The 14,774-nt window shown below is 67.1% G+C and carries 13 protein-coding genes, 1 tRNA gene and 1 pseudogene; 5 read left to right on the top strand and 10 right to left on the bottom strand.

What is annotated here, in order from left to right; all coding sequences use genetic code 11:
- The first annotated feature begins 110 nt into the window (after positions 1 to 110).
- Positions 111 to 1,517 carry an aminotransferase-like domain-containing protein gene (locus AC1Q7H_RS03715; RefSeq protein WP_013955375.1) on the top strand — a complete coding sequence of 469 codons (1,407 nt, stop codon included), beginning with the start codon at positions 111 to 113 and terminating at the stop codon, positions 1,515 to 1,517.
- A 6-nt stretch (positions 1,518 to 1,523) separates the two neighbouring features.
- Here AC1Q7H_RS03715 and AC1Q7H_RS03710 read toward each other — a convergent pair.
- The 3 genes and pseudogenes from AC1Q7H_RS03710 to AC1Q7H_RS03700 all read right to left on the bottom strand — a co-directional run.
- Positions 1,524 to 1,634 (bottom strand): annotated as a pseudogene (locus AC1Q7H_RS03710) (amino acid permease C-terminal domain-containing protein); the annotation flags it as partial.
- Positions 1,616 to 1,819 (bottom strand): hypothetical protein, encoded by a 204-nt coding sequence (locus tag AC1Q7H_RS03705; protein ID WP_492381048.1) that lies wholly within the window; start codon positions 1,817 to 1,819, stop codon positions 1,616 to 1,618. The gene AC1Q7H_RS03705 and the pseudogene AC1Q7H_RS03710, both read right to left, overlap by 19 nt.
- 7 nt (positions 1,820 to 1,826) lie before the next feature.
- Positions 1,827 to 3,077: an MFS transporter gene (locus AC1Q7H_RS03700; protein ID WP_492380974.1), complete on the bottom strand. Its 1,251-nt coding sequence runs from the start codon at positions 3,075 to 3,077 to the stop codon at positions 1,827 to 1,829.
- Between the two features lie 164 nt (positions 3,078 to 3,241).
- Between AC1Q7H_RS03700 and AC1Q7H_RS03695 the strand changes: the two genes are divergently transcribed.
- Positions 3,242 to 4,219 (top strand): GlxA family transcriptional regulator, encoded by a 978-nt coding sequence (locus tag AC1Q7H_RS03695; protein ID WP_492380973.1) that lies wholly within the window; start codon positions 3,242 to 3,244, stop codon positions 4,217 to 4,219.
- A gap of 6 nt (positions 4,220 to 4,225) precedes the next feature.
- Here the strand turns inward: AC1Q7H_RS03695 and AC1Q7H_RS03690 are convergent, their stop codons facing one another.
- The 3 genes from AC1Q7H_RS03690 to aptA all read right to left on the bottom strand — a co-directional run bounded on the left by AC1Q7H_RS03690 (position 4,226) and on the right by aptA (position 7,614).
- Positions 4,226 to 4,576, bottom strand: coding sequence for a VOC family protein (locus AC1Q7H_RS03690; RefSeq protein WP_492380972.1), 351 nt, complete (start codon positions 4,574 to 4,576; stop codon positions 4,226 to 4,228).
- 79 nt (positions 4,577 to 4,655) lie between these two features.
- A complete protein-coding gene (locus tag AC1Q7H_RS03685) occupies positions 4,656 to 6,173 on the bottom strand; it encodes a CoA-acylating methylmalonate-semialdehyde dehydrogenase (protein WP_492380971.1) in 1,518 nt (505 codons plus the stop codon).
- Between the two features lie 109 nt (positions 6,174 to 6,282).
- Complete coding sequence (gene aptA / locus AC1Q7H_RS03680) at positions 6,283 to 7,614, bottom strand: omega-aminotransferase AptA (protein WP_492380970.1); 1,332 nt, start codon at positions 7,612 to 7,614, stop codon at positions 6,283 to 6,285.
- A 329-nt stretch (positions 7,615 to 7,943) separates the two neighbouring features.
- Here aptA and AC1Q7H_RS03675 point away from each other — a divergent pair, with 329 nt between their 5' ends.
- Both AC1Q7H_RS03675 and dmeF read left to right on the top strand, forming a co-directional pair.
- Positions 7,944 to 9,404, top strand: coding sequence for an aminotransferase-like domain-containing protein (locus tag AC1Q7H_RS03675; RefSeq protein WP_492380969.1), 1,461 nt, complete (start codon positions 7,944 to 7,946; stop codon positions 9,402 to 9,404).
- A 379-nt stretch (positions 9,405 to 9,783) separates the two neighbouring features.
- Positions 9,784 to 10,773 (top strand): CDF family Co(II)/Ni(II) efflux transporter DmeF, encoded by a 990-nt coding sequence (dmeF, locus tag AC1Q7H_RS03670; protein ID WP_492378406.1) that lies wholly within the window; start codon positions 9,784 to 9,786, stop codon positions 10,771 to 10,773.
- Between the two features lie 24 nt (positions 10,774 to 10,797).
- Here dmeF and AC1Q7H_RS03665 read toward each other — a convergent pair whose 3' ends face one another.
- From AC1Q7H_RS03665 to AC1Q7H_RS03650, 4 genes are all read right to left on the bottom strand, one after another.
- Positions 10,798 to 11,241, bottom strand: a complete 444-nt coding sequence (locus AC1Q7H_RS03665; RefSeq protein WP_013955363.1) for a GNAT family N-acetyltransferase — start codon at positions 11,239 to 11,241, stop codon at positions 10,798 to 10,800.
- Between the two features lie 319 nt (positions 11,242 to 11,560).
- A tRNA-Cys gene (locus tag AC1Q7H_RS03660) sits at positions 11,561 to 11,635 on the bottom strand.
- A gap of 86 nt (positions 11,636 to 11,721) precedes the next feature.
- Positions 11,722 to 12,189 (bottom strand): bacterioferritin, encoded by a 468-nt coding sequence (gene bfr / locus AC1Q7H_RS03655; protein WP_013955362.1) that lies wholly within the window; start codon positions 12,187 to 12,189, stop codon positions 11,722 to 11,724.
- A 294-nt stretch (positions 12,190 to 12,483) separates the two neighbouring features.
- Positions 12,484 to 13,476: a Bug family tripartite tricarboxylate transporter substrate binding protein gene (locus AC1Q7H_RS03650; RefSeq protein ID WP_492380968.1), complete on the bottom strand. Its 993-nt coding sequence runs from the start codon at positions 13,474 to 13,476 to the stop codon at positions 12,484 to 12,486.
- A gap of 118 nt (positions 13,477 to 13,594) precedes the next feature.
- Here AC1Q7H_RS03650 and AC1Q7H_RS03645 point away from each other — a divergent pair, with 118 nt between their 5' ends.
- A complete protein-coding gene (locus tag AC1Q7H_RS03645; protein ID WP_013955360.1) occupies positions 13,595 to 14,536 on the top strand; it encodes a LysR family transcriptional regulator in 942 nt (313 codons plus the stop codon).
- Positions 14,537 to 14,774 lie beyond the last annotated feature (238 nt).

Below are 14,774 nucleotides of genomic sequence, written 5' to 3'. Positions count from 1 at the left end.
TCGCATCCCTCACTACAATCCCATGTACAGTTGTGAACAGTTTTCGATGAACTGTTCAGTAGTTTTCCCTGACAGTTGCGTCCTCCGGTTTCCCCCGGCTGCCCTGCCTTATGAAACTAATCTTAGATGCTTCTACCGGAATTCCACTGACCGATCAGATCGTCAACGGCGTGAAGTCGTGGATCGGCAACCGCGAGGCTCGGCCCGGCGCAAAGCTGCCGTCGATCCGTCAGCTGGCAGCCGCGAACGGCATCAGCCGCTTCCCGGTGATCGAAGCCTATGACCGGCTGGTATCGCAGGGGCTGCTGGATTCGCGCCAGGGTTCTGGCTTCTATGTGGCGGACAGTCCGCTGGCGGGGCGCTCAGCGTGCGGCTGGTCGGATCCGAGCCTGGCCGAGGATCTTTCCGACCACATCCTCGAGCAGTTCAACCACCCCAGCGGCACGCTCAAGCTGGCCGGCGGCTTTGTGCCGGAAACCTGGCGCGACGTTGAGGGGCTGACGCAGGCGATCCGCGCGATCTCGCGCAACGAGATCGACAGCGTGATCCACTACGCCACGCCGATGGGGCATCCGGAACTGCGCCGCCAGGTGTTGCTGCGCGTGCGCCAGTTGGGCATCGCCGCCGAACTGCCGCAAGTGCTGATCACCACCGGTGCCAGCCAGGCGCTGGACCTGGTGGTGCGCCACCTGCTCAAGCCCGGCGATACGGTGTTCGTGGAAGATCCCGGCTACTACAACCTGTTCGGCCTGCTGCGGCTGCATGGGGTGCAACTGGTGGGCGTGCCGCACACGGCCAACGGGCCCGACCCAGACGCCACCGAGGCGCTGCTGCGCCAGCACAAGCCCAAGCTGTTCTTCACCAACAGCGTGCTGCAGAACCCGACCGGGTCGACGCTGGCGCCGCCGGTGGCATTCCGGCTGCTGGAGCTGGCGCGCCGGCATGGCTTCCGCTTTGTCGAGGACGACATCTTCTCGGACTTCCAGACCCACTTCACCGACCGACTGGCCACGCTGGACCAGCTTGAGCACGTGATCTACATCGGCGGCTTTTCCAAGACGGTGTCGGCCTCGCTGCGGGTCGGCTACCTGGTGGCCGACAAGGCGCTGGTCAAGGACCTGGTCGATGTGAAGGTGCTGACCAGCGTGGCCGGCTCGCACTTCGCCGAGGCGGTGACGGCGGCGCTGCTGGAACGCGGCGGCTACCGCAAATATGTGGAGCGGCTGCGCCTGCGCGTGCGCGAGGCCTCCGCCAATGCCGTGCGGCAGCTGACCGGCAACGGCTGGGAGGTGTTCTGCCAGCCGTCCGGCGGCAACTTCCTGTGGGCACGCCCGCCCGGCATCGAGGATTCGCGCGAACTGGTGACGCTGGGCGAGGCATACGGCGTGACGCTGGCCCCAGGCAACTACTTCCGCCCGGGCGGCGAGACCTCGGCATGGATCCGGATCAACGCCGCCTACGCCAACGAGCCGCGCGCGGTGGCCTTCATGAAGGCCGCGGCCGGGCGCGGCAGCTGAAGGCGCTCAGCCGCCGTGGTTATGCAGCACGGCATTGCGCCGCGCGTAGCCGAAGTAGACCAGCCCCACCGCCAGCCACACCAGGAAGGCAATCCAGGTCAGCCGCCGCAGCCGGGCGCCGACAGGATGCCGTCCACGCGCGCCAGTGCGGCGGCAAGCGGATCGAGCGCCAGCAGTGCGGCGCCGGCAAGGGCCAGTGCCGCCAGCGCGGCAATCCTTGCGCGCGGCGCCCACGGCATCGCCCAGGCCCCCAGACCCAGCGGAGCAAGGGCCGCGCAGGCAAGCAGGAGCCGCGGCAGCATCAGCACTTCAGCGGCTGGCAGCCTCGGGCACCGCGGCGTGCGCCGGGCCCTTGGCCAGGGCCGGCAACGGTCCCGCGCGGCGCAGGCCAAACCACGAACACGCGGCGGAGCACAGCGTCACCGCCACCAGCGCCGTGATGCTGTGCTGGTAGCTGCGCGTGGCATCGAACGACCAGGCCCCCAGCTGCACCGTCAGGAAGGCACCCAGCTGGTGCCCCAGGAACAGCAGGCCAAACACCTTGCCCTTGATCCGGCTGCCATAGCGCTCGAAGCAGAACATCGAGGTCAGGATCACCGTGCCCAGGTAGCTGGCGCCAAAGCCGACCGCAAACGGCAGCACGCCCAGGCCCGGCACCAGCAGCAACAGCATCGACGCCGAGCGCAGCGCGTAGAACGAGGCCAGCAGCCGGTGCTTGTCCCAGCTCAGTGCCAGCGCGCCGGAGACCAGGCCGCTGGCCAGCTCCAGTGCACCGAGCGTGCTCATCGCATAGCCCATCGCCAGCCGCGGCACGCCCTGCCCCTGCCAGTACGCGATCAGGTGCACGTCGATAAAGGCCATGGTGGCGCCGCAGCCGAAGAAGCCGGCTGCCAGCGCATAGAACACCGGGTCACGCCGCACCACCGTCCATGCCGGCACGTCGGCCTCGGCCGTGCGTGGCGCCGGTGCGGACGCCGGCTCCCAGCGCGAAGCCAGCCACAAGGCGCCTGCCACCGGCAACGCAAACACCGCACCCGCCACGCCGAACGCCGTGATCCAGCCCGCCTGCGGCTGCAGCCAGATCCACAGCGGCGACAGCACGACAAAGCCGATCGCGGTGCCGTTGGTAACCACCGCATAGGCCAGCCCCTTCCTGCGTTCCTCGAACAGCCGGTCCACCAGGATGCCCATCGGCACAAAGGTCATGGCCGCCAGCCCGAACGCGCCGGCAAGGCCGAACATCAGCACGAAAAACGTCAGCGATCCCGGCCACAGCGCCGCGCTGCCCAGCGCAATGCCTGCCGCCAGCGCACCGGCGGCCGCGGTGCGCAGCGGGCCGACGCGATCGCTGAGCGCGCCGACCACCGGCGACATCAGCCCGGTGGCCAGCATAAAGACACTGCCGGACCAGGCAAACTGCGCACGGCCCTGCCCGAAGTGCGTGGCGAGGTCGACGAAGTACACCTGGTAGAGGCCCTTCACCGCGGTCGACACGAACATCACGGCAAAGCCGATGGCGACCAGGGCCACGGTGACGGCGGGCAGGCGGGTGCGGTGCATGGCGATCTCTCTTTGGCAGGGGTTCGTTGACCATGCTAAGGAAGGCCGGCCGCCTGCCGGGACAACGCCATGGACCAGAAAAGCAAATTTTCGGCCATCGCCGATACAAAGCCTGTAATTCGCGCGAGAATGCCGGCATCGGCCTCGCGATCTCCACACTGGTGATGACTACCGCCTATTTCCTGGTGCTGCCCAATGTCCACATGCTCGACCTCGGCGGGCCGCTACAGATCCTGTCGAGCGTGGCAGAACTTGGCCTTGCGCCACTCACTGTGCGCTGCGTCGGCCCGCATTCCAGCGTCACGTCCTTCCAGGGTCCGGCGCTTGGCCGGGTTGAACGCCTGCCCACCCGGCTCGAAGCCGGCGACGTGGTCATTGCCGTTGGCAGCAAACTTCTGGACACACTGACGACATCGCCTGCGTGGCACGATAGCGCGGCATGGTTGAGGGATAGCTTTGGTGAGGGCAGGAATGGCGGCGTGCAGGTGGCCGCAGTCTGCACCGGCGCCTTCCTGCTCGGCGCAGCGGGCCTGCTCGACGGGCGCCTGTGCACGACACACCATGCACATATCAAGCGCCTGCGCGCGCGCCATCCGGATGCCTCGGTGATCGACAACCGCGTGTTCGTCCGCGACGGCAATGTCTGGACCTCGGCCGGCGTGGCCTCCGGCATCGACCTGGCGCTGCGGCTGGTGGCCAACGCCTGCGGCGACGAGGCCGCGATTGCGGTGGCGCGCGACAACGTCGTGCCGTTCCGGCGCTTCGGCGCCGATCCGCAGCTTGAACCGCAGTTCAGCGCACGCTCGCACGGCAATCCGCTGGTGCATGCAGTGCAGGATGCGATCGCGCGCGACCTGGAAGCCAACGTCGCTGACCCGCGCTTTGCGCAGCGTTTCGCGGTCAGCGTCAGGCACCTGTCGCGCCTGTTCCATGAGGAAACCGGCCTCACGCCGAAGCAATACCAGCTGACCCTGCGCATGGCACGCGCGCGCAAGCTGCTGGCCGCATCGACGCTGCCGGTGGAAGCGATCGCGTTGAAGAGCGGCTTCGCCAGCGTGCAGGCCTTCCGCGCCTGCTGGAACAAGGGAGAAGCCGGCACGCCGAGCGCCTACCGGCAGGCCAGCACTTGCAGCGCGGAATAGCCGCGCTCAGGCGTGCATGAGGATATTCACCAGTCGCCCGAACGGATCACGCACATAGAAACGGCGCGCGCCCCACGGCTCGTCGGCCGGGCCGTATTCGATGGCAAAGCCCGCGGCCACCATGCGGCGATGCGCTTCATTGACGTCGTCAACCTCTATGGACAGGTCCGGCACGGGTGTACCGCTGCCACCCTCCGACGCCACGCTGACCTGAACGGACATGGCAGTGTCGCGGCCATAAGTCTGGATCCACCCGTGATCCATCAGCAGGTCGAGACCAAGGACGTCCTGGTAGAAGGCGCGCGCAAGCGAAGGCTCCGCGGCCGAGATATTGGCGACGATACGTCTGACGTTCATCCCCTGCCTCCTTGAACAAGCGGGCCGCCCTGAACGGAGCGGGGACCGCCAACCGGTCCCCGCCAATAGGCACAACAAACTACTTAGCCACCGGCATGGTGAACTCAGCGCCCTTGGCGATCGAATCCGGCCAACGCTGCATCACGCTCTTGTAGCGCGTATAGAAGCGCACGCCCTCTTCGCCATAGGCATGGTGGTCACCGAACAGCGAGCGCTTCCACCCGCCAAACGAGTGCCAGGCCATCGGCACCGGAATCGGCACGTTGATGCCGACCATGCCGATCTGGATCTGCCGCGCGAACGCGCGCGCGATGCCGCCGTCGCTGGTGTAGCACGATACGCCGTTGCCGAATTCATGCGCATTGATCAGCGCCACGGCTTCGGCAAAGTCATGCACGCGCACCACCGACAACACCGGACCGAAGATCTCTTCCTTGTAGATCGTCATATCCGGCTTGACGTTGTCGAACAGCGTGCCGCCGACATAGAAGCCGTTCTCATGGCCGGGTACGGTATGACCGCGGCCATCGGTCACCAGCGTCGCGCCCTCTTCCACGCCCTTGGCGATATAGCCCTCCACCTTGGCCTTGTGCGCAGCGGTTACCAGCGGACCCATTTCGGCGTCGGACTCCATGCCGTTGCGGATCTTCAGCGAGCTGGCGCGTTCGGCGAGACGCGGCACGAGCTTGTCAGCGACGTCGCCCACCGCTACAGCTACCGAGATCGCCATGCAGCGCTCGCCGGCAGAACCATACGCGGCACCGATCAGCGCATCGACCGCCTGGTCGAGATCGGCATCCGGCATCACCACCAGGTGGTTCTTGGCGCCGCCCAAGGCCTGCACGCGCTTGCCGTGCTTGGTCCCTTCCGTATAGATGTACTCGGCGATCGGCGTCGAGCCGACGAACGACAGCGCCTGGACGTCTGGATGCGCGAGCAGCGCGTCCACGGCTTCCTTGTCGCCCTGCACGACATTGAACACGCCATCGGGCAATCCCGCCTGGCGCAGCAGATCGGCAATCAGCAGGCTCGGCGACGGATCGCGCTCCGACGGCTTCAACACGAAGGTATTGCCGCAGGCGATTGCCACCGGGAACATCCACATCGGCACCATCACCGGGAAGTTGAACGGCGTGATGCCGGCCACCACGCCCAGCGGCTGGCGCAGGTTCCAGTTGTCGATGCCGCCGCCGATGTTGTCGGTGAAATCGGTCTTGAGCAGGTTGGGGATGCCGCAGGCGAATTCCACCACCTCGATGCCGCGCGTGACTTCGCCCTTCGCATCCGAGAACACCTTGCCATGCTCGCGCGTGATCAGCGCGGCCAGGTCATCCTGGTGCTGGTCGAGCAGTTCCTTGAACTTGAACAGGATGCGTGCGCGGCGCAGCGGCGGCGTGTCGGCCCAGGCGGGGAACGCGGCCTGGGCGGCGGCGACGGCATCTGCCACGTCCTGCGTGGTGCCTAGCGCCACGCGCGCTGCGACCTCGCCGGTCGCGGGGTTGAATACGTCCGCAAGGCGCTGGCCGCCAGCGCGGCGCACGGCGCCGCCGATGAAATGGTGGATCTCGGCAAGTTGCCGGTTTTCTGCGATGCTCACTTGGGATTTCCTTCGATTGCCGCGGCACGCAAGTCAGCGCGCGCCCCGGCGTGCAGTCAGGGAGGCCGGACCCGCAGGTCCGGCGGCAATGCGATGCGGCGCGCGCCGCTTACTTGATGTCCTGCAGCGCCTTCTTCACCGTATCGAACAGTTCGCCGATCTGGGCTTCAGAGATGATCAGCGGCGGCGAGAACGCCAGGATGTCGCCGGTGTAGCGCACCAGCACGCCGAGCTCCAGGCACTTCAGGAAGGCCTCATACGCGCGCGCGCCGGGCTGGCCGGGACGCGGCTCCAGCTCGATGCCGGCGACCAGGCCGTAGTTGCGGATGTCCTTCACGTGCGGCGCGCTGCGTACGCCGTGCACCGCGGCTTCGAACACCGGCGCCAGTTCGGCGGCGCGGCCGAACAGGTTCTCGCGCTGGTACAGGTCGAGGGTGGCGATGGCGGCAGCCGCGGCCAGCGGGTGGCCGGAGTAGGTGTAGCCATGCAGCAGCTCGATCGCGCCCGGCGCGGCCGAATTGACCACGGTGTCATGCACTTCGCGGCGCACGGCGACGGCGCCCATCGGCACCGCGGCGTTGTTGATCGCCTTGGCCATGGTAATCAGGTCCGGCGTGACCTTGAAGCGCTCGGCCGCGGTGGCGGCGCCCAGGCGGCCGAAGGCGGTGATGACCTCGTCGAAGATCAGCAGGATGCCGTGCTTGCTGGTGATTTCACGCAGCTTTTCCAGGTAGCCGACCGGCGGCACCAGCACGCCGGCGGAGCCGGCCAGCGGCTCGACGATCACGGCGGCAACGTTGGACGGGTCGTGCAGCGCCAGGATGCGCTCCAGCTCATCGGCCAGGTGCGCGCCCCATTGCGGCTGGCCCTTGGAGAAGGCTGCCTCGGCGATATTCAGCGTGGCCGGCAGGTGGTCAGTGCCCGGCATCAGGTTGGCCGAGAACGCCTTGCGGTTGGGGCCGATGCCGCCCACCGCCATGCCGCCGAAGCCCACGCCGTGGTAGCCACGCTCGCGGCCGATAAAGCGCGTGCGCTGGCCTTCGCCGCGTGCACGATGGTAGGCCAGTGCAATCTTCAGCGCGGTGTCGACTGACTCCGAACCCGAGTTGGTGAAGAAGATGCGATCCAGGCCCTGCGGCATGATAGCGGCCACCTTGGTGGCGGCCTCGAACGACAGCGGATGGCCCATCTGGAACGGCGGCGCATAGTCCAGCGTGGCGGCCTGGCGCGCTACGGCCTCGGAGATTTCCTTGCGGCAGTGGCCGGCGGCCACGCACCACAGGCCGGCGCAACCGTCCAGGATCTGGCGGCCGTCGTGGGTGGTGTAGTACATGCCGCTGGCCGACGCCAGCAGGCGCGGCGCCGCCTTGTACTGGCGGTTGGCGGTGAAGGGCATCCACAGGGCATCGAGATCGGGAATCACGGTCTTGGCGGCGTCCATACGTCCTCCTAGGGGGAATCGGGTCGGATTGGCGGGTAGCACGCTGGCGGGCAGCGCGTCGGCAATGAGGGTCACTCTACCGGCGGCGTCTGGCCGACAAAATATACAGTCCGGACAAGACTGCCTTACCGTGCAGTTTGAACATGCCAAACCGTACAGGCAAGCGCCATCGGAGTGCCACCAGCCCGCCCCAGTGCCACGACCCGCCCTGGACCGCGGGGTGTCATCCCACGCTGCACTGCGGCAAATTTCGCTTTGCGGAAAGCCACCGCAGCCTGGCCTGCCTCCAGCCGCTAAACTGTACAGGTTCACGCCTGCCTGAGTGCCTGATGCTGACCCTGAACCTGACCCGCAGCCGCCGCGACGGCGACACCCTGACCGAGCAGATCGTTGCTGGCATCGCCGCACTGGTTGAGCAGCGCGCGCTGCGCGCCGGCACCGCCCTGCCCTCGGTGCGCCGCTTTGCGCAGCACCACCACGTCAGCACCTTCACCGTGGCCGAGGCCTACGGCCGGCTGACCGCGCTGGGCTACCTGGCAGCGCGCCCGGGCTCGGGCTATACCGTGGCGCACCGCCATGCCCCCGCCGGGCGCGCGCGCGCGCCGCACTGGGAGGCGCCGGGTCTGAACGCGGCGTGGCTGCTGTCGGATGTGTTCGCCGACCACTCGGTGCCGATCAAGGCTGGCGCTGGCTGGCTGCCCGGCGACTGGCTCAACGAGGAAGGGCTGCACCAGGCCATGCGCGCCTCGGCGCGCGTGCCGGCGGCGCAGCTGTCGGGCTACGGCCATCCCTACGGCTTTGCGCCGCTGCGCGAGCATATCGCCGCAGGCCTGGGCCAGTACGGCATCCCGCTGCAGGCGCAGCAGGTGGTACTGACGCAGGGCGCCACGCAGGCGCTGGATCTGGTGGTGCGCACGCTGCTGCGTGCCGGCGATACGGTGCTGGTGGAATCGCCCTGCTACTGCAACCTCTTGCAGATCCTGCGGCTGGCGGGGCTGCGCGTGGTGGGCGTGTCGCGCTCGGCGGCGGGGCTCGATACCGATGCGCTGGACGACGCCATCCGCGCCCACGCCCCGCGCGCGCTCTTTATCAATACCGTGCTGCAGAACCCGACCGGCGCCAGCCTGAGCAGCATGAACGCCTTCCGCGTGCTGCAGCTGGCCGAGCAGCACCGGCTGCTGGTGGTGGAGGACGATATCTACCGCGAGCTGGCGCCTGCCGGCTCGCCGATGCTGGCGGCCATGGACGGGCTGTCGCAGGTGGTCTATATCAATGGCTTTTCCAAGACCATCACGCCGTCGCTGCGGGTCGGCTATCTGGCCGCCAGCCCCGACCTGGCCAAGGCCTTCGCGCGCACCAAGATGGCGGTCGGCCTGACCTCATCGGAAGTCACCGAGCGGCTGGTCTACTCGGTGCTGACCAGCGGCCACTACGGCCGCCACGTGGCGGCGCTGGCCGAGCGCCTGCGCGCGCAGCAGGATCGCGTCACGGAAAAGATGGAAGCCCACGGGCTGGAGGTGCTGCTGCGCCCGGATGGCGGGATGTTCGCCTGGGCGCGCCTGAACGAGGCGGCACAGGCGCGGCTGCAGGCCAGCCGCCGTGGCGAGCCGCTGCACGGCAACCGGCTGGCCACGCTGGCGCTGGAGCATGGCATCTGGCTGGCGCCAGGGTCGTATTTCGAGCCGGACGAGACCGATTCGCCGTGGATCCGCTTCAACGTGGCCACCGGCGATGCGCCACAGCTGTGGCAATTCTTCGACCGGCTGGCACAGGCGCCGCGCGCGGCCTAGCATCCGCGCAGGACGCAGGGGTCAGCTCCAGAGGCGCTCGACAAACCAGCCCGCGGTGGCGCAGAGGCCCAGCCAGGCGGTCAGGCAGATAGCGATAAATCGATAACTCATCTCGGAATGGACAACAACATCGTTAAGGCAGTGTGAATTCTTCGCTGGATCATACATCCATTCATGAATGTATGTAAGGCTCGCATGGAATTCCCGCGGACAATCAAGGGCTATTTGTATCGCGGGGAGCACACAAAATACGCGCCAGCTGTCCCTGCTACCGTCAGGGACGCGGCCGCCGAAGCGCCGGGGCTCTGCTACCCTTGTGACTGCATTACCCCACGCAGGGTGAGGATTTCACCTCTCAAGCGCTCAGCAGAACCCGACCATGCATAGCCACGACTTGTCCGCCTGGACCCACAGCCACGCCTTCGACGCCGGCAACCGCGCCGCCGAACGCGGCACGCGCCTGGTGATGGCAATCACCGCCGCCACCATGGTGGTGGAGATCGCCGCCGGCCTTTGGTTCAACTCGATGGCGCTGCTGGCCGATGGCTGGCACATGAGCTCGCACGCCCTGGCCATCGGCCTGTCGGCCGTCGCTTATGCCGCCGCGCGCCGCTACGCCGGCGACCGGCGCTTTGCCTTCGGCACGTGGAAAATCGAAGTGCTGGCCGGCTTTGCCAGCGCGGTGTTCCTGCTAGGCATCGCGGCGCTGATGGCGGCCGGCTCGGTCGAGCGGCTGTTCAGCCCGCAGGCCATCCACTACCGCGAGGCCATGGCCGTGACCGCGCTCGGCCTGCTGGTCAACCTGGGCTGCGCGCTGATCCTTGGCGGCCATGCGCACGGGCACGACCACGGGCACGACCATGGCCACCATCACCACGGCCATGACCATGATCACGGCCACGGCCACCACCACGACATCAACCTGCGCGCCGCCTACATGCATGTGCTGGCCGACGCCGCGACCTCGGTGCTGGCGCTTGTCGCGCTGGCCGGCGGCTGGTGGCTGGGCTGGGCGTGGCTGGATCCGGTGATGGGCCTGGTGGGCGCCGCGCTGGTCGGCAGGTGGGCCGTCGGCCTGCTGCGCCAGAGCGGCACCGTGCTGCTGGACCGCGAGATGGACCACCCGGTGGTGGAAGAAGTGCGCGAGGTGCTGGCGGGCCTGGACCCTGCCTACGCCAACGGCGAGAAGCGCACCCGCGTGACCGACCTGCATGTGTGGCGCGTGGGCCGGCAGCAGTTTGCCTGCATCGCCTGCCTGGTCACGCACGATCCGGTGCTGACCCCGCAGCGCGTGCGCGAGGCACTATCCGTGCATGAGGAACTGGTGCACGTAACGGTAGAGATCAGCCGCTGCGACGGCGCGCACTGAGGCGTGCCATCGGTGCTTGCGGGTTCAGTCCAGCTCGCACCACATGCATAGCGGCGGTGTATCGGTATGGCGGTGGAATTCGCTCGATGACATGACCTCGGCCGGCAGCTTCGCGGCCGGCACCAGCGTAAAACCGTAGCGCGCGAAATAGCTCGGGCAGCTTGAGGCCAGCAGCACCGCGCGCCGCGCGCCATTGGCACGCGCGCGCATCAGCGCGGCGCGCACCACATGCGTGGCCACGCCCTGGTCGCGGTGTTCCGGCAATACGGCAACGCTGCGGATCACCACGGTTTCGCCGAAACGCTCACCGGCAGCGCAACCAATGATCTGCGCGCCAAGGATGGCAACGTGGAAGTGCTCGAGCAAGCGGGCCACATCGTCCACGGGCAGGCCGCAGCGTTCCAGCACGCTGCCCACGGCTGGCGCGTCCGAGGGCACGGCCGCCCGGATCCGCAAGTCTTTGATCATCTGGAGCCTCTCTTTTTCACATCACCTCGCGACGGGGACACCATGGAAGCCCGGACATGGTTGTGCCGCCATCCGGCGGCACGGGTTGCACGCAGGCCATGTGGCCTATCAGGCAACATTACCTGATTCGGTGGCGTTGTTCTATTGGGGAAGTAACGGAACAGCGAGGCCGAAATGGCCCGAGCCATCGCGGGCATTACGCGCGCCACGGCATGGCTGCCGCGCATGGCGGGTCACTGTGACAGGCGCATGAAAATCGGGGAAATTGCGCGGGCGCGCGCAAGACTGCCCGGCAACATGTGCCGGGCAAAGAAAAAACTGGAGGCGGGGATACGGAATCGAACCGTCGTGTACGGCTTTGCAGGCCGTTGCATCACCACTCTGCCACCCCGCCGCTGACGCCGCGTCTGTGCGACGCTACGTGCTGCGGGCCGCAGTGTAGCGGGAAATGGAAATCTTTGCAGGAGACGGTACCGGACCCTAGCCCATCGCGGACTGGATGTAGTTCTGCAGCCCGACCTTGTTCACCAGCTCCAGCTGCGCCTCGAGCCAGTCGATATGTTCCTCGGTGTCGGCCAGGATATCGACCACGATCTCGCGCGAGACATAATCGCCGACCGATTCGAAAAACTTGATCGCTTCCTTGCAGCTGGCCTGCGACACCTGTTCGAGCTTCAGGTCGCAGCCGAGCATCTCCTCGGTGTTCTCGCCGAGCAGCAGCTTGTCCAGGTCCTGCAGGTTGGGCAGGCCATCGAGCAACAGGATGCGCTCGATCAGCTTGTCCGCGTGCTTCATTTCCTCGATCGATTCCTCGTACTCGTGCTTGCCCAGCGCACCGAGCCCCCAATGCCGGTACATGCGGGCATGCAGGAAATACTGGTTGATCGCGGTCAACTCATGGCGGAGCTGGCCATTGAGCAACTGGATCACCTTTTTATCGCTTTTCATGACTGCCCCCAACGACCCCTCAAAACCGATGGACCCACTCTCATTTTCGTAATCACGAAAACCCCGCAGTGATAATCCCGCCGCGCATTTCATGGTAGTCCGGCAAAAGCGGACATCAAGCAAATTCGGCCTTGCTGCAGCATTTTCGCCGGGTTTTCACGCGCCATTGCGGATGCGAATACCAATGGTTTCCATTCGATTTCCAAAAGCGCACCGCGCGGCATTGTGCAAATAGAAAAGCGGGCGCACACGGCAATTGCCGCACCGCCCGCCATCGGAAACCAGTCGTGTAAATCAGTCGAGCTTCGCGCCCGAATCCGCCACCAGCGTCTTCAGCACCGGCCAGTCACGCGCATACAGCGCCTGCGCCTCGGCCGGCGAGCTGCCCACCGTGCGCAGCCCCAGCGCGACCAGTCGCTCCTGCATGTCGGGCGCCTGCAGGATGGCGCGCACTTCGCCTTCAAGCCTGGCGAGAATCGGCGCGGGCACGCCCACCGGCGCCACCAGGCCGATCCAGCCGACGGTCTTGAAGGCGCTGTCCTGCATGCCGGACTCAGCGAAGGTAGGCATGTCAGGCAATGCGCTGCTGCGCTGCGTGCCGGTCACCGCCAGCGCCTTGAGCTTGCCACTCTGGATATAGGGCTTGGCGGTCAGGATGCTGGCAAAACCGAACTGCACCTGCCCGCCCAGCAGGTCCTGCATCATCGGCGCCTCGCCCTTGTAGGGCACGTGCGTGGCCTGGCCGTGCACCAGCTTGCCGTAGTAGGCGCCGCTCAGGTGCGACAGCGAACCCACGCCCCACGAGGCATAGCTGAGCTTGCCTGGCCGGCTGCGCGCGTATTCGCCCAGTTCACGCACGGTGCGCGCCGGCACCGACGGATGGGCCACCAGCACCAGCTGCGCATCGGCCAGCACGCTGATCATGGTCAGGTCCTTGCGCGGGTCGTAGGGCAGTTTCTGGTACAGGAACTGGTTGGTCAGCACCGACTGCGTCAGGGTCATCAACAGCGTGTAGCCATCCGGCGCGGCCTTGGCCACGGCGTCGGTGCCGATGATGCCCGAGGCGCCCGCCTTGTTGTCCACCACCACGGGCTGGCCCAGGCGCTTGCTGCGCTTTTCGCCCATGGCACGGGCGATGGTGTCGGTGCCGCCGCCGGCCACATAAGGCACCACGATGCGGATCGGTTTGGCGGGATAGGTCTGTGCCGCGGCGGGCAGGGCCAGGCTGAGCGAAAACCCGCCAATCAGCCCGCCAGCGGCCAGCGCGAGCCATGCGCGTCGGTTCATGTCGTCTCCAGGTCGTCTTTATGGTTTTGGAGGACAACGTTAGCGGGCTTGAGAAATTACGTCCAATGCAATATTTTTCAGTTTTTGATGCAGAATTGGTTAATTTACTGGAGCTGACGTGGGGCTAAGGCAGCTGCATCACTTCGTCACGCTGGTCGAGCAAGGCAGTTTTGCCCGTGCCGCCAGCGCCCTGCACCTGTCGCAGCCGGCGCTGACGCGCAGCATCCAGGCGCTGGAAGCGGACCTGGGGCCGCTGATCGACCGCAGCTACGGCAAGGTGCGGCCAACCGCCGCCGGCATGCTGGCGCTCGAACGCGCGCGCCGCATGCTGCGCGAACAGCGCGAGTTGCGGCGCGACCTACAACTGCTGGAGGAAGTAGAGATCGGCACGATCCGTGCGGGCTTCGGGCCGTTTGCGGCATCGTTCCTGCTCGATCCCGTGCTCGAGGCGCTGGTGCGGCGCTACCCGCATCTGCGCATCGACCTGGAGACCGCCGACACGCCGGCCATGCGGCGTTCGCTCGAAGCGGAACGCCTCGATGTCTTTGTCGGCGAAAGCCGCAGCCTGGCGGAACAGGGACACCTGCAGATTGACCGGCTGCCGGCGCTGGAAACGGCATTCTTCGTGCGCAGCGGGCATCCGCTGGCGCGGCAGCGCGAAGTCACCCTGGCTGAGCTGCGCGCCTATCCGGTGGCCGGGACCCGGCTGCCGGCGCATGTCCTGCGCTTCTTCCGGCAGGCACTGCATGAAGCCCGCGGTGGCAGCGGCCCGGTCTCCGAGGACGCGCCCGGGCTGATGACCGTCACCTGCAACGACATGCACGCGCTGCGCTCGCTGCTGCTGGCCGTCGATGCCGTGGCGCTGGTGCCCGTGGCGATGATGGCCGACGCCTGCGCGCAAGGCATGGCCGTGGCCCTGCCGATGCACCCGCCAACCGAGCTGAGGGCGCAGTATGGGATCGTGTCGCTGGCCGGGCGCTCACCGTCGCCGGCCATGCGCGCATTCGCGGCGCTGGTGCACGAAGCGGTGGCGCAAGCCAGCGGCGGTGCCGGGCCGTAGGCCCGGGTCATCGCCCGGGCGTTCGGGATTCAGCCAGCAGCCACCGCGGGCTGCCCCGCTTCGACACGCGACGGCAGGTGCGCGGCCAGCCGGCGGCGCGAGCGCTCGGGGTTGACCAGGTGCGCGGCAAGCCTCGGCCTTTAGGCTGCCTTTAGGCCGGGGAAGGATAGCGCGGACGCCGTCGGCGTCCTTTCGGCGGCTAATGCGGCGTCTGTTGTTGCTCAATGTATTGGCGGAT

Source organism: Cupriavidus sp. GW823-FHT06D04, from assembly GCF_058795055.1.
This window is presented reverse-complemented; position numbering and strand designations above follow the sequence as displayed.